The organism is Rothia sp. 32237D007AR (assembly GCF_053544675.1).
Genome location: NZ_JBPPUO010000002.1, coordinates 214,176 through 232,930 on the forward strand (window position 1 = coordinate 214,176; position 18,755 = coordinate 232,930).

16 protein-coding genes are annotated in these 18,755 nt (G+C 57.2%); 2 read left to right on the forward strand and 14 right to left on the reverse strand.

Translation table 11 applies throughout. The annotated features are described in order from the left end of the window. Positions 1-190 precede the first annotated feature (190 nt). From pstB to pstS, 4 genes are all read right to left on the reverse strand, one after another. Entirely contained in the window at positions 191-970 is a 780-nt protein-coding gene (pstB, locus tag ACED87_RS02580; protein WP_449083119.1) for a phosphate ABC transporter ATP-binding protein PstB, read from the reverse strand. A gap of 64 nt (positions 971-1,034) precedes the next feature. Beyond that, positions 1,035-2,132, reverse strand: a complete 1,098-nt coding sequence (pstA, locus tag ACED87_RS02585; protein ID WP_449083117.1) for a phosphate ABC transporter permease PstA — start codon at positions 2,130-2,132, stop codon at positions 1,035-1,037. Then, a complete protein-coding gene (gene pstC, locus ACED87_RS02590) occupies positions 2,132-3,100 on the reverse strand; it encodes a phosphate ABC transporter permease subunit PstC (RefSeq protein WP_449089583.1) in 969 nt (322 codons plus the stop codon). Before pstC ends, pstA begins: the two co-directional genes overlap by 1 nt. Before the next feature lie 83 nt (positions 3,101-3,183). Continuing rightward, positions 3,184-4,293, reverse strand: a complete 1,110-nt coding sequence (gene pstS / locus ACED87_RS02595; protein WP_449083114.1) for a phosphate ABC transporter substrate-binding protein PstS — start codon at positions 4,291-4,293, stop codon at positions 3,184-3,186. Between the two features lie 205 nt (positions 4,294-4,498). Here pstS and ACED87_RS02600 point away from each other — a divergent pair, with 205 nt between their 5' ends. Beyond that, positions 4,499-5,965: an FUSC family protein gene (locus ACED87_RS02600; RefSeq protein ID WP_449083112.1), complete on the forward strand. Its 1,467-nt coding sequence runs from the start codon at positions 4,499-4,501 to the stop codon at positions 5,963-5,965. Here the strand turns inward: ACED87_RS02600 and radA are convergent. The 3 genes from radA to ACED87_RS02615 form a co-directional block, all read right to left on the reverse strand. Next, positions 5,962-7,365 (reverse strand): DNA repair protein RadA, encoded by a 1,404-nt coding sequence (gene radA, locus ACED87_RS02605; protein WP_449083110.1) that lies wholly within the window; start codon positions 7,363-7,365, stop codon positions 5,962-5,964. The genes ACED87_RS02600 and radA overlap by 4 nt on opposite strands. 65 nt (positions 7,366-7,430) lie before the next feature. Then, on the reverse strand, positions 7,431-8,498 hold the full coding sequence (disA, locus tag ACED87_RS02610) for a DNA integrity scanning diadenylate cyclase DisA (protein WP_449083108.1): 1,068 nt from the start codon (positions 8,496-8,498) through the stop codon (positions 7,431-7,433). Positions 8,499-8,599: 101 nt separating this feature from the next. Beyond that, positions 8,600-9,379, reverse strand: coding sequence for a hypothetical protein (locus tag ACED87_RS02615; RefSeq protein ID WP_449083107.1), 780 nt, complete (start codon positions 9,377-9,379; stop codon positions 8,600-8,602). 87 nt (positions 9,380-9,466) lie between these two features. Between ACED87_RS02615 and ACED87_RS02620 the strand changes: the two genes are divergently transcribed. Then, on the forward strand, positions 9,467-10,432 hold the full coding sequence (locus ACED87_RS02620; RefSeq protein ID WP_449083105.1) for an A/G-specific adenine glycosylase: 966 nt from the start codon (positions 9,467-9,469) through the stop codon (positions 10,430-10,432). A gap of 7 nt (positions 10,433-10,439) precedes the next feature. Here ACED87_RS02620 and ACED87_RS02625 read toward each other — a convergent pair whose 3' ends face one another. The 7 genes from ACED87_RS02625 to ACED87_RS02655 form a co-directional block, all read right to left on the reverse strand. Continuing rightward, positions 10,440-10,955, reverse strand: a complete 516-nt coding sequence (locus ACED87_RS02625) for an amino-acid N-acetyltransferase (RefSeq protein ID WP_449083103.1) — start codon at positions 10,953-10,955, stop codon at positions 10,440-10,442. Positions 10,956-11,495: 540 nt separating this feature from the next. Next, entirely contained in the window at positions 11,496-14,105 is a 2,610-nt protein-coding gene (locus ACED87_RS02630; RefSeq protein ID WP_449089584.1) for an ATP-dependent Clp protease ATP-binding subunit, read from the reverse strand. A 219-nt stretch (positions 14,106-14,324) separates the two neighbouring features. Further along, positions 14,325-14,678 (reverse strand): histone-like nucleoid-structuring protein Lsr2, encoded by a 354-nt coding sequence (locus ACED87_RS02635; RefSeq protein ID WP_449083099.1) that lies wholly within the window; start codon positions 14,676-14,678, stop codon positions 14,325-14,327. Between the two features lie 206 nt (positions 14,679-14,884). Then, positions 14,885-15,082 carry a hypothetical protein gene (locus ACED87_RS02640; protein ID WP_449089585.1) on the reverse strand — a complete coding sequence of 66 codons (198 nt, stop codon included), beginning with the start codon at positions 15,080-15,082 and terminating at the stop codon, positions 14,885-14,887. Positions 15,083-15,225: 143 nt separating this feature from the next. Further along, positions 15,226-16,683, reverse strand: coding sequence for a lysine--tRNA ligase (gene lysS / locus ACED87_RS02645; RefSeq protein ID WP_449089595.1), 1,458 nt, complete (start codon positions 16,681-16,683; stop codon positions 15,226-15,228). 97 nt (positions 16,684-16,780) lie between these two features. Continuing rightward, a complete protein-coding gene (gene panC / locus ACED87_RS02650; RefSeq protein WP_449083244.1) occupies positions 16,781-17,647 on the reverse strand; it encodes a pantoate--beta-alanine ligase in 867 nt (288 codons plus the stop codon). Positions 17,648-17,737: 90 nt separating this feature from the next. Beyond that, on the reverse strand, positions 17,738-18,640 hold the full coding sequence (locus ACED87_RS02655; RefSeq protein ID WP_449083096.1) for a Rossmann-like and DUF2520 domain-containing protein: 903 nt from the start codon (positions 18,638-18,640) through the stop codon (positions 17,738-17,740). Positions 18,641-18,755: the final 115 nt, after the last annotated feature.

An 18,755-nucleotide genomic window follows, 5' to 3' on the forward strand; every position in this document is an offset into this window, starting at 1 on the left:
TGCCTGCGGTGCCCAGCTTTAGGCTCCGGGTGCTGAGAGCAGTCTCAACAAAAGCCGCCCGACCCCGTCCTTTCCAGCAGCGAAAGGAGTACGGGGCCGGGCGGCACACACATTCCCATGGTGTTCCCTCCCCCGCAGAGATACGGGGTGAGGGAAGTTGTTGCGCCCGCCTAGGCGGGCAGCTAGCGGTTTAGCCGAAGCGACCTGAGACGTAGTCTTCGGTCGCCTTCTGGCTGGGGTTGTTGAAGATTTCCTGGGTGGGGGCGTACTCAATGAGCTTGCCGGGCTTGCCAGTGCCTGCAATGTTGAAGAAGGCGGTCTTGTCTGAGACGCGGGCTGCCTGCTGCATATTGTGGGTCACGATAACTACGGTGAAGTTTTCTTTGAGCTCGTTGATGAGGTCTTCAACAGCCAGGGTTGAGATGGGGTCAAGGGCGGAGCAGGGCTCGTCCATGAGGATTACATCGGGCTTGACCGCAATAGAGCGGGCGATGCACAGGCGCTGCTGCTGACCACCGGAGAGGCCGGAGCCCGGCTTGTCCAGGCGGTCCTTGACCTCGTTCCAGAGGTTAGCGCCACGCAGGGATGACTCAACCAGCTCATCTGCCTCGGTTCGGGAGATTTTACGGTTGTTGAGCTTGACGCCAGCCAGCACGTTCTCACGAATTGACATGGTGGGAAAGGGGTTGGGGCGCTGGAAGACCATACCGATCTGTGAGCGGACGACTACAGGGTCAACACCCTTACCGTAGAGGTTTTCACCATCGAGCAGGACCTTACCTTCAACGCGGGCGCCAGGGATTACCTCGTGCATGCGGTTAAGGGTGCGCAGGAAGGTTGACTTACCACAACCGGAGGGGCCGATGAAGGCGGTGACGGTGCGAGGTTCGATTTCCATGGAGATGTCTTCTACTGCGAGGAAGTCGCCGTAGTACACGTTCAGGTTTTCAACGTCGATGCGCTTTGACATGGAGTTTCCTTTTTCTAAAAGTCTTGGTGGCCGGTAGGTGCGCTAGCTGGTGCGCTGTAGGGTTTTATCGGCCGGTCTTGGGAGCGAAGATCTTTGCGACGGTTCGGGCGATAAGGTTGAGCACCATCACGATAATAATGAGGATCAACGCAGCAGCCCAGGCGCGAGTCTCTGAGACGGAGGCGGCAGTGGGGCTGGTGGGCGTCATAATCTGGTAGTAGATGTAGGTGGGCAGGGTGGCCATCCAGCCGTTGAAGGCACTCCAGTTGATGGAGGTGACAAAACCTGCGGTGACCAGAATAGGTGCAGTCTCACCGATGACGCGGGCAATAGCCAGGGTGACACCTGAGGCGATACCCGAGATAGCGGTGGGGATAACAACCTTCATGATGGTGCGCCATTTACGCACACCCAGGGCGTAGGAGGCTTCGCGCAGCTCGTTAGGTACGATACGCAGCATCTCTTCGGCGTTACGCACCACGGTAGGAATCATGAGGACCGACAGGGCGACGGCTGCCACCAGGCCCATACGGGTCATAGGGTTTCCTGATACTAGGGCGAAGAAGGAGGCTGCGAAGAGACCAGCCACAATGGAGGGGATACCTGTCATGACGTCTACGAAGAAGGTGATGGCCTTAGAGAGCCACTTGCCCTGACCGTATTCCACCAGGTAGATGGCGGTGAGCAGGCCGATAGGAACCGAGATGACGGTGGCCAGCAGGGTAATTTCTAGGGTACCGATGATGGCGTGGTAGATACCGCCAAGGATGGGGCCTTCACCTGCGGCTGCGGCATTATCGTGCACACCGGTGACACCCTTCATGGAGGTGCCCAGGAAGTTACCTGATAGGCCGGGAATACCCTTGGCTAGTACCGTGTAGAGCACTGAGACCAGGGGGATGAGGGCCACCAGGAAGGTGCCGTAGACCAGGTAGCGGGCGAAGGCGTCCTGACCCTTGCGTTTACCTTCAAAGGAGGCAACGGCTAGGGGGCCTGCGATAACGAAGATGAGGCCTGTAAAGAGGGCGAAGGTGGCGATGGAGAAGCCAGTGAGTGCGCTCATAGCAGCACCAAGAATCAGGGCTCCTGCGCCAACGGCTAGGGGTAGCCATTTGGGGGCCTGGCGGGTGGCGAAGCGGGATGAGGTGGTAGCTACAGACATTAGTTAGCTCCTGAGAAGTCCTTGTAGCGGGCCACGATCATGCGGGCCATGATGTTGACGATGAGGGTAATCACGAAGAGTACCAGACCAGCTGCGATAAGTTCAGACATGCGCAGGCCGTAGGCTTCGGGGAAGTTGAGGGCGATTTCTGAGGCGAACGTCTGGTTACCGGACTGGATGAGAGAGGCAGTGAGCGGGCCGGAGGCCAGTACCAAGGTCACTGCCATAGTTTCACCCAGGGCACGGCCTAGAGCCAGCATGACTGCTGAGATGATGCCGGCGCGGGCGAAGGGGAAGACGGTCATACGAATCATCTCCCAGCGGGTGGCACCCAGGCCCAGGGCTGCTTCTTCCTGCAAGACGGGGGTCTGGATGAAGATTTCGCGGCACATGGAGGTAATGATGGGCAGAATCATGATGCCCAGGACGATACCTGCGGTCAAGATGGTCTTACCGGTCTGTGAGGCGGGGCCTTCAAAGATGGGGATGAAGCCGAGGTAGGTGGCCAGCCATTCATAGAAGGGCACAATCTTGGGTGCCAGTACTGAGGCGCCCCAGGCACCGAAGATGACGGAGGGGATAGCGGCCAGCAGGTCGATGACGTAGCCGATGCCCTTAGCCAGGTTGCGGGGGGCGTAGTGGGAGATGAAGAGAGCTACACCAATGCCGATGGGCGTTGCCAAGAGTAGGGCGATGGTGGAGGCAATCAGGGTGCCGATGGTCAGCGGAATAATGTACTGGATGAAGCTACCGCTGGGAAGATCTGCTGAATCTGTGGTAAAGACCGGCATGGCCTGGGCGACCAGGAAGATTGCGACAGCTGCCAGGACAATGAGAATGAGGACGCCAGCACCCAGGGAGACACCGGAGAAGATTTTGTCTGCTGCCGGGTTACCAACCTGAGGGAGGTCTTTGTTTTTCGCGCGGACGCTGCTGGTGCCCGACTGCGGTTCTACTGTGGTTGACATGGGAATGTGAAACCTTTGTCGTTTTGACGCGTATCAAGGTGCGACCGGGTGGGTAACCTGGCCGCACCTTGATGAGCGAGGTGTTACTTGGTAACGGTGATGGATTCGATAGCCTTCTGAGCGTCAGCGGTCAGGGCGCTGGTCAGGGGGGCTGAGTGGGCTGCTTCAGCGGCGTCTTTCTGACCCTGTTCTGAAACTACGTAGTTTTCGTAGGCCTTGACCAGGGTGACGTCATCTTCTGATGAGTAGCCGGAGCAGACGATGTGGTAGGAGACCAGGACGACGGGGTAGGCGTCGGCTTCAGTGGGGGTACGGTTAATCTTGATGGCCATATCGTGCTCGTTCATATTGCCTACGCGTTCTGAGAGTTCGACGGTCTTAGCTGAGGCCTCGGGGGAGAGTTCAACGTAGGAGTCGCCAACCTTGACGTTGACCTTGCCCAGGTTGCCGGTGGCTGAGGCGTCTGCGTAGGTGATGGCACCTTCGGTTGATGAGGTGGTGGAGACAACACCTGAGGTGCCCTTGTTGGATTCACCGGCGTACTGGGCGGGCCAGTTGCCATCTGCTTCTACGTCCCAGGCGCCGTTGGATGCGGCAGCCAGGTAGTCGGTGAAGTTCTGGGTGGTACCTGAGTCATCGGAGCGGTGTACTACGGTGATTTTGGTGTCGGGCAGTTCTACGCCGGGGTTCTGCGCGGCGATAGCTGCATCGTTCCAGTTAGTGATTTCGCCCTTGAAGACCTTGGCGATGGTTTCGCCATCTAGGTTCAGTGATGAGATGCCGGGCAGGTTGAATGCTACAGCTACAGGTGAGATGTAGACGGGGATGTTGATTGCGCCACTGTCGCCACAGACTGCCTTGGACTTTTCCCATTCCTCGACCTTGAGGGGGCGGTCTGAGCCAGCGAACTTGGTGCCGCCTGCTAGGAGGGCTTCACGGCCTGCACCGGAGCCATCGGGTGAGTACTGTACGGTGCCGCCCAGGTTAGCGAAGCCGGTTTCCCAAGCAGTGATAGCAGCCTGCTGCGATGAGGCGCCGATGCCAGTGAGGGCGGTGGAGGGCAGGGAAGCCATGTTGTTGCCTGCACCTGAGGAGTTGGCGGTGCCGGTTGCGTTATCTGATCCGCAAGCGGTGAATGCGAGTGCGCCTACAGCTGCAAGTGCGCCCCAACGAGCGAGTGACTTAGCCTTCACAGGTTATTTCCTTTGAGTTTGTGTGCCCTCCCCTGTCTCGTGTGAGACAGCGAGTAGGCGAGGAATGGTGTCTAACGTCTTTGACTTTAGGGGGGTTAGGTAGCAGGTGGGCTAGCAGTGGGTAAACGGCGGGTGAACAGGGGGCACACACTTAGGGGTGAGAACGCCGGTGGGCGGCCCCAGTGGCGGGGCTAGAATGGTGGGTATGGGTTTTGGTCAGCAGGTTAAGAGCATAGAGAAATATGCCCAGGAGCGTAGCCGTAAGGGCTGGCGCCGTATGAAGGATGGGTTTTTTCAGTCTCTTCAGATTGTGGTTTCGGGTATTGGTGCTTATCTTTTTGCGGAGAAGGTGCTGGGGCATACTGAACCGATTTTTGCGGCGACCGCTGCAATTGTGTCTCTAGGGTACATTACGGGGGCGACCCACGCCCGCCGTATCCTTGAGGTTTCTTTCGGTGTGACCTTGGGGATTTTGATGGGCGATACCATGATGCTGATTTTGGGCCGGGGTATTTGGCAGGCGGGGCTGGTGATGTTCTTGTCTATTATGCTGGCTCGTTTTTTGGATAACGGTATTCTTTTTACAATTCAGATGGGCCTGCAGTCTTGCCTGGTGGTGTTATTGCCGCCAAATGTTGATGGAGCTTTTGCCCGTAGTCTCGATGGCATTGTGGGTGGTTTGTGCGCTTTCTTGCTCATGTTTTTCTTCCCGAAGGACCCGCGTCGTACCCCGCGTGAAAATGCTAAAAATTTGATGGGGGCTTTTGCTGCGGTCTTTCATGCTGCCGGTCAGGCCATGGAGCATTATGACGATAAAGAGGCCTGGCAGGCTCTGGACGATGCCCGCCACCTGCAGCCGCTCTATAACGTCTGTGAGAAAGACATTATTACCTCGAAGGGTATGGCCCAGCTAGCGTGGACGGGGCGGGCCCACATGAAGGAGTTGGACCGTTACTCCCAGACCTTAACCAAGATTGACTACGCTATCCGCAACACCCGGGTGCTCAACCGCCGCTTGGCCTCCACTCTTCACAATGTGCAGATTTCCCCGGCAGCTATTACTTCTATCGCCGAGGCGCTGAAAAATATTGGGGATACTGTACAGGTGCTAGGTGAGGGCATGTCGGCTGCTGATGCGGACGTCCGCGCCGAGCAGAAGGTCAAGGCACGCCGGGATTTGGCGCACCTGGCCGGACGTCTTGAGCCGCACATGATGGGTGTGCGAACCTTGGAGGCTGAAGCCCTAGTACTCATGCTCCGCCCCCTGGTGGTGGACCTTTTGGAGGCGTCTGGCCTGACCCACCAGCAGGCAGTGGACATGTTGGTTCCCTTGGGTGATTCGATGACCGAGCACGCCCCTGCCACCACCGCCCTACCCATACATACTGGCCTTAAGGCCAGTGGGCAGCATGAGACGCACCGGCAGCAGGCTGAGCAGAAGCACCGGGACGATACCCGTCAGCTCACCACGGTACTCCGTGCCAAGGATCGCGCCCCGTTGCGGGAGCTTCGCCAGTCCTCTGTGAGGGACCCGCGCAGTATGCCCGCAGTTCCGGCAGCGTCAGTGGACCCTCACAATGAGAGTGCCGCCTGGGTGAAAAAACAGCAGGCTCTTAACACTGCCCAGCTGGAGATCATCGAGAAGAAACTCAACGAGGATAAGACTAGCTAGCCCTGGCCCGGGAAGAGTAGGGCTAGGGCCTCCCCTAGCGAAGCTACTTCACGCACTGACACCCCGGCAGGCACCTCACCCACACCAGCCGGGGAGGCCGGCACAATCACATGGGTAAAGCCCAGGCGCCCCACCTCAGCAATACGCCGGCGGATACCAGGCACAGCGCGCACCTCACCGGCTAGACCAACCTCACCAAAGACCGCCAGTTTACGAGGTAAGGGCTTGTCTTGGGCGGCGGAGGCCAGGGCGATGACGCAGGCCAGGTCAGCAGACGGTTCAGAAATTTTAGCCCCGCCAACGGTTGAGATGTAGCAGTCCAGTTTGCCCACGTTAAAGCCTGCGCGCTTCTGTAAAACAGCTAGTAGCATGGCGATACGAGAGCTATCTAGCCCGCTGGTGGTCCGGCGAGGCTGTGGGGTGGTGCTGGTATCAAGAAGAGTTTGCACCTCTGCCAGCAGGGGGCGGCGCCCCTCCATGGTGACAGTGACGCAGGTGCCCGACACCGGGTGAGGTGTGCGGGAGACAAAAAGCCCAGAGGGGTCAGTGACCGGGGCGATGCCGTCCTCATGCATATCGAAACAGCCCACCTCATCGGTAGGGCCAAAGCGGTTCTTGATAGCCCGCAGCATACGGATAGGGGTGTGCTTATCACCTTCAAACTGGCAGACCACATCAACCAGGTGTTCCAGCAGACGGGGGCCTGCGATAGTGCCTTCCTTGGTCACGTGCCCCACCAGTAGCGTGCACATGTTGCGACGCTTAGCGGCGGCAATAATTGAGGCTGCAACTTCTCTCACCTGGGTGACGCCACCGGCGCTACCCTCAACCTCAGAAGAGGCTAGGGTTTGTACGGAGTCCACAATCAGCAAATCGGGGTTAACCTGCTCAATGTGAGCCAGGGCGGTGCCCAGATCGGTTTCGCTGGTGAGGTAGAGAGTCTCGGCAAGAGCCCCAATACGGTCAGCGCGGAGCTTCACCTGGGCCGCTGACTCTTCACCGGTCACATACAGGACGTTATGGGCTGCACCCGTAGACTCACCACGGGCAAAGGTGGCAGCCACATCAAGAAGTAGAGTGGACTTACCGACACCGGGTTCACCGGCCATCAAAATGACCGCACCAGGCACCAGGCCACCCCCCAAGACACGATCAAATTCTGGGTTGCAGGTGCTCATATATTGCGCCACCGTGGAATCAACCCGACCAATGGGCTGGGCAGGGGTTTGCACACTCGATGCCACGGTAGTTTTAGCGGCAACCGGGCCAACTGCTTCTTCTACAGTGCCCCAGGACTGGCATTCACCGCACCGGCCCACCCATTTAGCGGTGGTCCAGCCGCATTCGGTACAGCGGTAGGCGTTAGCGGAGCGCGAGCGGGGTGTTTTACGGGTAGCCATACCAACAGCATAAGGCCGGTGGCTGACACTTTAAGCACCGCACCCTACTTGCCTCTAGCTGAAGGCTACATAAATCGGCCTAGGAGCGAACTTTCAGCCATACGCGAGAGGGACTCTCGAATCACCCGAGCACGCTGCTCACCAATACCTTCAACAGCCCGCAAATCATCAAGGCTAGCTGCCATCAGCGACTGCAAACCGTCGAAACGATCAACCAGACGGTCAGCAACCGCACCCGGCATAGATTTAATCCCGGCAAGAAGACGGTGCCCGTGCGGGTGCAAGGGGGCATCTAACTCTTCCCCCAGGCCAACGGTGCGGGCAATAGTTAGAGGGTCAACAATTTCCTTATCATCGAGCTGAGTCAACGCATCAACAGCAGCTTGAAGTTCTTCAGGCATGGTATCTATTGGTAGGTAATCGCGCAGCACCAGCCAGGTAGCAGGCAGATTACGGGTGGTGAGTTCTTCAAGCTGAAGAGCAACCAGACGGCCCACGCTCCCTAACTCCACCACATAGTGGCCTGCCTCGACGGTGATCCTACGGACCATCTCCATGCGCTGTAAGGTGCTCGCCACATCACGCAAGGTTACACCAGCTTCAAGTTCGAGATAAGAAAGCTGGTGAAGTACCTGCTCTAGGCGCTCAGTGTAGCTGTCAAGGGTGCGGATAGCCTGGTTAGCGCGGCTCATCAAAGACTGGGTATCTTCAACCGTGTAGCGAATCCCCTCGGTATAGACAGAAATTAGGGACATAGAGGCGCTGACCGCGATCACGGGGAAGCCGGTTTGTTGGGCAACACGCTCTGCGGTGCGGTGGCGGGTGCCTGATTCGTTGGTTTCAATCGACGGGTCAGGTAGGAGCTGAACCCCGGCAGCTAGCAGGGTGGAGGCGTCCTTATCGCAGACGATAGCGCCGTCCATCTTAGCGAGCTCCCGCACCCTAGTGGCCGAGAATTCGGTATTGATAACAAATCCACCCGATGATATCTGCCCTACAGTCTTATCGCTACCCAACACAATCAGCGCACCTGTACGGCCGCGCAGGATGCGCTCTAAGCCCTCACGCAGTTCAGTACCAGGAGCAATCTGGGCGATTGTCTTCAGCAGGGATTCACTATAAACCGTTAGCACACCACCAATTTTAGTGCACCAAAGCCCCAGGACGGCACCGCCCCGGCACGCATATACTGCGGGCCGGGGCGTGTCAAAACGGTCTGGGAGGTTAGAGCTTCCTAGCCGGTAACAACAATACGGACGGGCTTTGAAGGCACACCGTTGACGGTTGCAGTTGCCCAGTAGTGGCCGGGCTTAATAGTAGCTGCACTGTTGCAGCCTAGGGCATTCAGTGAACGGTTCCAGGTCAGGGCAGTAGTGTTGGTAGCTCCGGCTGCAACCTCAGCATCAGCAACGGGGTTGGCGTTGCACTGGGCGTAGTTGTAAACCTGAGCGGGACCGGAAGTAATGTTGACGTCTACGTTGTTAGCGCCACCGGTCACGATGCAGGGGTTACCTGAGGTGTTGGTGTAGGTGACCGCAAGGGCAGGGTTCTGGCCTGCTGCGTAGCTGGTGCGGTCAGCAGTCAGGTTCACCTGGAGGTCTGCGGCAGTGCAGGCAGTTACAAGAGCCTGCTCTGTGGCAGATGCGGACGGAGTGGGTTCAGCTGATTCAGTAGGTTCAGCAGAAACGGTAGCTAGGGTGCTCTCGCTGGGGGTGGGCTCAGCGCTAGGTTCTGCTGATTCGCTGGCGCTTGCAGACTCACTGGGCTGAGCGCTTTCTGAGGGGGCTGCTGATTCAGTGGCACGCTGACTAAAGTCGCTGAAAGCTTCAACGCTAGCGGAGGTACTTGCGGTGGCGGTGGCGGTATCAGTGTTATTACCGCGACCTGCTAACCAGCTGATGAGGCCGATAATGAGAAGCAGGGCAAGGACCAGAACGAGCAGGGCAACAATACGGCGGCGGCGGTAAACCTCGGGCGAGACTTCTTCCACCTGTGAATCAACGTTTTCAGACATACATCTAGAGTACCTTTTTTCTATGCCATCTGCGGAACTTTCTCACCCTATTCGCCCTCATGAAGAGACCTGTTTTAGAGTGTTGGGGTGTCTTTTACTTTGCCGCTGAGCCAGCTCGTTCCGCAAGAGCTCGAGAACCTGCACACCAGAATTAACGGGTGGTACTTAGAGAACCGCCGAGATCTGCCCTGGCGCACCGGGAACAACATCCCCTGGGAGGTGATGATCAGCGAGTTTATGCTCCAGCAGACCCCGGTCAAGCGGGTTCTGCCAGTCTGGGAAACCTGGCTAGAACGCTGGCCCTCACCCGCTGATTTAGCGGCTGAAGAACCGGGTGAGGCTGTGCGCGCCTGGGGCCGACTGGGCTACCCCCGCCGGGCTCTTCGACTTCATGCAGCAGCGCAAGCTATCGTAGAGCGCCACGATGGGCAGGTGCCTGGTAGCTACGAGGACCTGCTGGCTTTACCCGGTGTGGGCTCATATACCGCAGCAGCTATATCTGTGTTTGCCTTCGGAGCTAGAGCCACAGTCATTGACACAAATATCCGCCGGGTGCACGCCCGCCTCATCTCAGGTAAAGCCCTGCCTTCCAAGGCCCTCACAGCAGCCGAGACCCGCCTGGCTGAAGAGCTCATGCCTGCTGACCTGGCGGCGTCCTGCCTCTGGAATGTCTCGGTCATGGAGCTAGGTGCCCTCATCTGCACAGCGAGAACTCCCCGCTGTGAGAGCTGCCCGGTCATGGAATCTTGCGCCTGGGTTGCAGCAGGACGCCCCGACGCTGACTACGTGCCCAAGGGCCAGGCCTGGGCCGGTACAGACCGGCAGCTACGAGGAGCCATGATGGGTGTGCTCCGGGCCGCCCAAGAGCCGGTACCAGTGGAGCTTCTAACCAGTGCAGGGCGGGCAGATATCATCTTCCCCGAAGGGCTGGTTCCTGCCGTGGCTAAGCTACAGGCACTCACTCCCCCACAGGAGCAGATAGAACGCTGCCTCTCAGGGCTCCTAGCGGACGGCCTAGCCCAGCCTGTAGACGGCAACCGTATCAGCCTCTAACTGTCTTTTAGGGCCGCTCAATTTCTAGAATCATTCGGGTATTGCCCAGCGTATTGGGCTTAACCCGGGCAAGATCAAGGAACTCCGCCACGCCCTCATCATGGGACCGTAGAAGCTCCATAAAAGTCTCCGAATCAATCTGGTCCTGATTCTCCATCACCCTAAAGCCCTGCCGCTTAAAGAAATCCACTTCAAAGGTCAGGCAGAATACGCTGGCCACCCCAAGCCGCCGGGCACGCTCCACCAGGGCAGTCACCAGGGTGTGCCCCACTCCCTGCCCCCGCGCTGCTGGGGCGGACGCCAGCGTCCTAATTTCTGCGATATTCTGCCACATAACGTGCAGGGCCCCACAACCGAGCACCTGCCCGGCGGCGTCCTCAACGATAAGGAATTCCTGGATAGCTTCGTAATAGGCTACAGCCTCTTTATCAAGCAAAACCCCTTCAAGGGCGAGAGGGCGCACCAGCCCCTGGATAGCGGGCACATCGTGCACGGTGGCGGGGCGGACGGTCAATTCAGTCATGCTTCAAGGCTACTGCCCGGCTCGCCCAGGGCCAAAGCCAGATAAGAGACACCGGCGCTTACACCATAGAACTTAAAATAAATCAGCCCCCGAACACCAATATCGGTGCGGGAGCTGATTTATATCATTACACACACATACACACAAGAGTCTTCTTGTCCTAAAGCAACCCACCAAATTTGGTGTTTTGTCGCTTCAGAGGCTCTGTCGAACCGTATGACTTAAGTATGGCAAGCCAGCCTTAGGCGCAAGCCTTAAAGAGCTGGGTACAAGCTGAAAACTTGGTCAAGCTTTGGTTACATCTTCGCCAACTCATCACAGCAGCATCACAAACAGTAGATTATGACTCCTCAGCCGCACAGACTCCATCACAGAATGCGTAGACCATCCTTTCACGCTCATCGAATAGCTCCTTAGTCTCCCGCAAGTTCACACTCTCCATATATTCACAAGATGTGAACAAAATATATTTGTGAACAAAAAGCCGCCTGGGGCGTCCTTGTCAGGGCACCCCAGGCGGCATAACTTCAAAGAAGCAGCTTAGCGCTTGTCAGCTTCTTCGGCCTCAACACGCTGTTCAGCATTCTCGTTGGCGACCTCAGCTTCGGGGATAGCGGGAAGTTCCTTCTCGTCCTTACCGAAAGCCTTATCGAACGATTCAGCATCCAGCTCGCCCAAGGGGGCAGAGGAGAAAGTGAACTTAGCCAGGTCTCCCTCGCCCTCAACGTCCACAGTGATCTTCTCACCGGACTTAATCTCACCGAAGAGGATCTTCTCAGAGAGCGGGTCCTCCAGGTTGCGCTGCATCTCCCGGCGCAGCGGGCGGGCACCCATAGAGGGGTCATAGCCCTTAGCTGCCATGAGAGCCTTGGCCTTATCGGTCAGCTCAATCGACATATCCTGCTCGGCCAGGCGCTTAGCCAGGCGGGCAACAAAGAGGTCAACAATCTGCAAAATCTCAGACTCAGAAAGCTGGGGGAAGACGATGATGTCATCCACACGGTTTAGGAACTCGGGGCGGAAGTGCTCCTTCAAAGACTCCATCACCCGGCCCTGCATACGCTCGTAAGAACCCTGCTTATCGCCCACCTGCTGGAAGCCCACAGGTACACGGCGAGCCATTTCGCGCGAGCCCAGGTTGGTGGTCATGATAATGACGGTGTTCTTGAAGTCCACCACGCGGCCCTGGGAGTCGGTCAAGCGTCCATCTTCCAGAATCTGCAGCAGAGAGTTGAAGAGATCAGCGTGAGCCTTTTCAACCTCGTCAAAGAGCACCACAGAGAAAGGTTTACGGCGTACCTTCTCAGTCAGCTGGCCACCCTCCTCGTAGCCCACATAGCCGGGAGGGGCACCGAAGAGACGAGAAACGGTGTGCTTCTCCTGGTACTCCGACATATCCAGAGTGATAAGGGCGTCCTCATCACCAAAGAGGAACTCAGCCAAGGCCTTAGCCAGCTCAGTCTTACCCACACCAGTGGGGCCAGCAAAGATGAAAGAACCACCGGGGCGCTTGGGGTCCTTAAGACCGGCACGGGTACGGCGAATTGAACGAGAGAGAGCCTTAATAGCGTTCTCCTGGCCAATGACGCGCTTGTGTAACTCCTCCTCCATCTTGAGCAGACGGCCAGATTCTTCCTCAGTAATCTTGTAGACCGGAACACCGGTAGAGAAGGCCAGGACGTCAGCAATAACCTCAGGGGTTACCTCACCAAAAGCGTCACCGGCATTCCGCCACTGCTTCTCAGCCTCGTCCTTCTCAGCAACCAGCTTCTGCTCCTTATCGCGCAGGTTAGCTGCCTTCTCGAACTCGTTAGCTGCAATGGCTTCTTCCTTCTCGCCCTTGAGCTTAGCGATGCGCTCTTCAAGCACCTTGATTTCAGGCGGGGCGGTCATACGCTTAATACGCAGGCGGGCACCTGCCTCGTCAACCAGGTCAACAGCCTTATCGGGCAGGAAGCGATCAGAGATGTAACGGTGGGCCAGGTTAACGGCGGTTTCCAAGGCCTCATCTGAGATGGTCACACGGTGGTGAGCCTCGTACTTATCGCGCAGACCCTTGAGGATTTCAACAGCCAATTCAGGGCTCGGCTCATCCACCTGGATAGGTTGGAATCGACGCTCCAGGGCCGGGTCCTTTTCAATGTTCTTGCGGTACTCATCGAGAGTAGTCGCACCAATGGTCTGCAGTTCGCCGCGGGCCAGCATGGGCTTGAGAATGGAGGCCGCGTCGATAGCGCCCTCAGCGGCACCAGCACCCACCAGGGTGTGAATCTCATCAATGAAAAGGATGATGTCACCGCGGTTGCGGATTTCCTTCAGCACCTTCTTCATGCGCTCTTCAAAGTCACCGCGGTAGCGTGAACCTGCCACCATGGAACCCAAGTCCAGGGTGTAGAGGTGCTTGTCCTTGAGGGTTTCAGGTACGTCCCCGTGCACAATCGCCTGAGCCAAACCTTCAGCCACAGCGGTCTTACCCACACCGGGCTCGCCAATCAGCACAGGGTTGTTCTTGGTACGGCGAGAGAGCACCTGCATAACGCGCTCCATCTCCTTATGGCGACCAATCACAGGGTCAAGCTTGCCCTCACGCGCCGCAGCGGTGAGGTTACGGCCGAACTGGTCAAGAATGGCAGAGCCAGCAGGGGTGCCCTCACGGGAGTTACCCGCACCAACACCGGCGGTTTCCTTGCCGCCTTCACCGTTGTTATTACCGGGGTAGCCGGAGATCAAATCCATGACGGTCTGGCGTACCTTAGCAGGCTCAGCGCCCAGCTTGGTCAAAATCTGGTTTCCCACGCCCTCATTCGTCCGCACCATACCCAGCAGGATGTGCTCAGTGCCAATGTAACCATGGTTCAGCTGAATAGCCTCACGCATGGACAGTTCAAGAACCTTCTTAGCGCGCGGGGTAAAAGGAATATGACCGCTGGAGGCCTGAGGGCCAGAACCGATAATGTCCTGCACCTGCTCACGTACGCCGGTGAGATTAACACCGAGGGACTCAAGAGCGCGCGCTGCAATACCTTCGCCCTCATGAATCAGACCGAGCAAAACGTGTTCGGTGCCGATGTAGTTGTGGTTCAGCATGCGTGCTTCTTCTTGGGCAAGCACGATGACGCGTCGGGCGCGGTCGGTAAACCGTTCAAACATTGAACACTCCTTGGAAACTTACTATTACCCAAAAGATTACGCGCGTTTCTAAGCCTGCGTGGCCCTGTTCGCCACGGAATGAATGGTGTTCGCAGCAAGGGAAACCCCCAGCCCAAGAGTAGCTATTTCTTCTCTTCATGCACCGTATCTGCCACCTATAAACAATGAGGGCGGAACCCGCTCAGCGAGTTCCGCCCTCATAAGAGACAAGAAACGTATTTATTTGCTTTCTTTGCTCATAGCCTTGTAGTAGGCGTCCTGAATGTGCTGCTGGATACGACCGCGGCTAGAAACCTCATGACCGTTTTCCTGTGCCCACTTACGGATTGCAGCAATTTCGGGGTTGCGCTTAACGGTAGTGCGTGAACCAGCAGGACGGCCGGAAGTACGCTGGGCACCCTGAGCGCGACGAGCCTTAGAAACAAAAGGACGAAGAGCGTCACGTAAACGAGCAGCATTAGCGCTTGAAAGATCAATTTCAAACTGGCCGCCATCTAGACCGAAACGCACGGTTTCTTCTGCGGGGCCGCCGTCAATGTCGTCTTCAAGAATAATCTTGACCTTCTGAGCCATTATTTTTCTCCTTGGAATGAGGGTGTTTAGGGAATATGCACTCAAACGTGTTTCGAGCAGAGAAAGACATATATAGAGGATAATCCGCCTCTACCCTTTTCTGTGGGGCACGTAATCGAGTGAGTCACCCTGGATGACTAAAATAAATAATACATATTCTTTTCGCAAAAGGGAAATAAATCACTCTTTAGAGGACACGAAGAGTTTTATTTAGTTTCTGACGAACCAAAAGGGTCACGGGTTCCTTCCGAGTTTTTCACAGCATAATACCAGGCTTCAGCGTCCTTCTCAGTTTCCTGCCGTGCAGCGCGTTCCGCACGGTCAGCACGGTTCATCCAACGCAAAATAAAATAAAGTACCAAGCCCGCGCCAATTGAGGGAACCAAACCAATCAGAAATTCCATCTCACCTTTACCTTTCCAGAGTTTATGCTTTCTCCAATCTACCCCAGATAACCCACATAAGAGCCCCTATATAGCCCACATTAAATTGCAGAGAAAAGCCCGCCTGGCACACTGCCAGGCGGGCTAGATAAGGTAAGGACGTCTTACTCAGCTTCAGGCTTCATCAGCGGGAAGAGAATAGTTTCGCGAATACCTACACCAGTAAAGAGCATGATCAGACGGTCAATACCCAGGCCCAGGCCACCCATGGGAGGCGCACCATACTCGAGGGCACGGAGGAAGTCCTCATCTAGCTGCATTGCTTCATCATCACCACCGGCAGCCAGCTTAGACTGCTCAGTCAGGCGCTCACGCTGAATAACGGGGTCAATCAGCTCAGAGAAGGCAGTGCCTCGCTCCATACCGCCGATAATGAGATCCCAAGCCTCAATGAGGTTAGCTTCAGAGCGGTGCTGGCGGGCCAGAGGCTGCGCAGAAGGCGGGTAGTTGTAGACAAAAGTGGGGTTAATGAGGGTGGGCTCAACAATTTCCCCAAAGAGCTCCACGACCAGCTTCTCAGCGTCCCACTTGGGGTCAAAAGCAACCTCGTGCTGCTGCGCAATAGCGCGCAATTCTTCTACGGTGGTGGCAAGGGTAATCTCAACACCCACCGCCTCAGAAAGACCAGGGTAAACACCCAGCCACTTCCACTCACCACTCAGGTCAATGGTGCCAGCCTCAGTTTCAATCTGGTGCACACCCACAGCGTCAGCGCAGGCCATAATGATTTCCTGCATACGCTTAGCCATAACAAACTGGTCAGCATAGGCCTCGTAGCATTCCAGGGTGGTGAATTCGGGGCTGTGCGTAGAATCTACGCCCTCGTTGCGGAAAACACGGCCAATCTCATAGACGCGTTCCAGGCCGCCCACCTCGGCACGCTTGAGGAAAAGCTCAGTAGCGATACGCAAGGTCATGGGCTGGTCAAAAGCGTTCAGGTGGGTTTCAAAGGGGCGGGCTGCCGCGCCACCGTGAATGAGCTGCAAGATGGGGGTTTCTAGCTCAATGTAACCGTGATTGTTCAGCACGTTGCGTACCGTCTGGGTAATCTTGGCACGCTTAATGACCAGGTCGCGGGCCTCATCGCGCACCATCAAATCAAGGTAGCGCTGGCGCACGCGGGTCTCTTCGTTCAAGTCAGAGTGCAGGTTGGGCATGGGGCGCAGAGCCTTAGAAACCATCTGCCACTGTTCCACCATGATGGAAAGCTCCCCACGGCGAGAAGAAATAACCTCGCCCTTAACAAAGACATGATCGCCCAAATCAACCAGGGCCTTCCAGTCGGCCAAGGCCTCTTCACCTGCACCGGCCAAAGAAATCATGGCCTGGATACGGGTACCGTTGCCCTGCTGGAGGGAGGCAAAGCAGAGCTTACCGGTGTTACGGACGAACACCACGCGGCCAGCTACACCAACGATATCGCCGGTGGTCTGGTCTGCTTCGAGCTGACCGTCATACTTTTCACGGATTTCGGTGATGGTGTGAGTGACGGGGACGCCTACCGGGTAGGCTTCACGCCCAGATTCAAGGAGCTTGGTTCGCTTCTCTAAGCGAATCTGCATCTGCTCGGAGACGCCGTGGTCAGAGGCGGGGGTTGCAGCGGGGGTCTTGCCCTGTTCAGTCAATGATGTGCCTATTCTTAGGTCGGGTGTAGAGGTCTTAGTTGATTTCCATGTTATCGATGAGACGGTTAGAACCAACGTAGGCTGCAGCGAGCGCTAGCACACGTGCTTGGTCACTTTGGGGGGCTTCGAAGGTCTCGGCATCGACAATTTCTAGGTAGTCCAGGCGTACCCCGTCGGTGGTGTCGATGGTGGTGCGGGCCTGGGCGATATCTTCGGCGCTTAGGCTGCCGGTAATGTATTTTTCGCGCAGGGTTGCTAGGGTTCGGGAGAGCACTAGGCCTGCTTCACGTTCTTCGGCTTTCAGGTGCTGGTTGCGGGATGAGAGGGCTAGTCCGTCGTCTGCGCGTACGGTGGGGACGGGTTTGATGATTACATCGTGGTTGAAGTCTTTGACCATGCGCTGGATTAAAGCTACCTGTTGGGCGTCCTTTTTCCCGAAGTAGGCTTTGAGGGTGTGCTCCCCTACCAGGGGTTTGAGGATGTTGAAGAACTTGTTGATGACGGTGAGCACCCCGTCGAAGTGGCCGGGGCGGGTTTTACCTTCAAAGAGGTTCCCTAGTTTGCCTGAGATGACGGTGATTTTGGGGTTGCCGTCGGGGTACATTTCTTCGAGGGTGGGGGCGAAGATGATGTCTGCGCCTGCTTCGGTCGCTAGGGCGGTGTCTGCTTCAAGGGTGCGCGGGTAGTTATCGTAGTCTTCGTTGGGGCCAAATTGTAGGGGGTTGACGAAGATGGAGAGCACTACTACATCGTTTTGTTCGCGGGCACGGCGAATTAAAGCGGCGTGCCCTTCGTGGAGGGCTCCCATGCTGGCAACATAGCCTACGGTGAGGGGTTTGGCTGTGGTGGAGGTTTCGCCGGTGGCTCGACGACGGCTGGCGGCGGTGAGGGCCAGGAGCATTTCGTTGCCGAGCTCGGTGATGGTGTGTGCGATAGGGGTTTGACTCGTCACGGTGGTGAGGGGTCCTTTCGTGTTTTGCGCCCTCCCAGTTTACCCGGCCAGGGCTTGAAGCACAGCATGGTAGCTCTCATCGGTGAGGGCTCCGCGGCTGTGGGCGCGCTGGGCGGTGGCGCGGGCTAGTGCCAGGTAGGCGGTTTTGATGTCGTCCGCGTTTTCTTCTAGTGCGTAGCTGGCTAGGGTTTGGGCGTGGGCGGCTACGGTGTGGGCGTCTGCGCGGGCGATGGGGCCGGTTAGGGCGCTGTCGGCGTTGGCTAGGGCGTTATCGAGGGAGGCTCTGAGGAGGGGTTCAAGGTAGCGGGCTGGGTTTTCAATGCCGATGGAGGTCAGGATTTGCAGGGCCTGGCCGGTGGTGGTGATCAGGTGGCTAGAGGCGTGTGAGAGGGCTGCGTGGTACAGGGGTCTGTCGCCTTCGGCTATGAGGACGGGCTCTGCCCCCATTTCAACGACTAGGGCTTGGGCTATGGGGGTGAAGGGAGCTGGGCCGGTGACGCCAAAGCTAGTGTTTGTCAGGCGGGTCAGGTCTAGGGAGAGGCCGGTGAAGGTCATGGCCGGGTGGATGGCCAGGCCGATAGCTCCTTGGGCGGTGGCTGGGGCTAGGATTGTGGTTCCGTGGAGCCCGGAGGTGTGAATCAGGATTTGGCCCGGCCGCCAGCGGTCAGTTTGGGCGATGCCTTTGACTAGGTCGGCTAGGGCATCATCGGGCACGGCTAGGAGTACTACCTCGCTGGTGGTAATAATCTCGGGAATGGTCGAGATGGGGACGCCCGGCAGTAGGGCTTCGGCGCGGGTGCGGGAGGCTTCTGAGACGGCGTGGACGCCGGTAATCAGGTGGCCGGCGGCGCGCAGGGCTGCACCGAGTACGGCCCCTACCTTACCGGCTGAGATGACACCGATGCCCAGGCGGGCGGGCTTGAGGTGATGGGTGCTCTGCATGGGGCCCTTTCTGTCTGCGTCCTGCCTGCTAGTTTACCGGCCCCTCTAAAGCCCTATTCTTTCTCTCTTCACCCTAGAGATTATCTCGGGGTAAAGAGAGAAAGAGTGGGGTGAA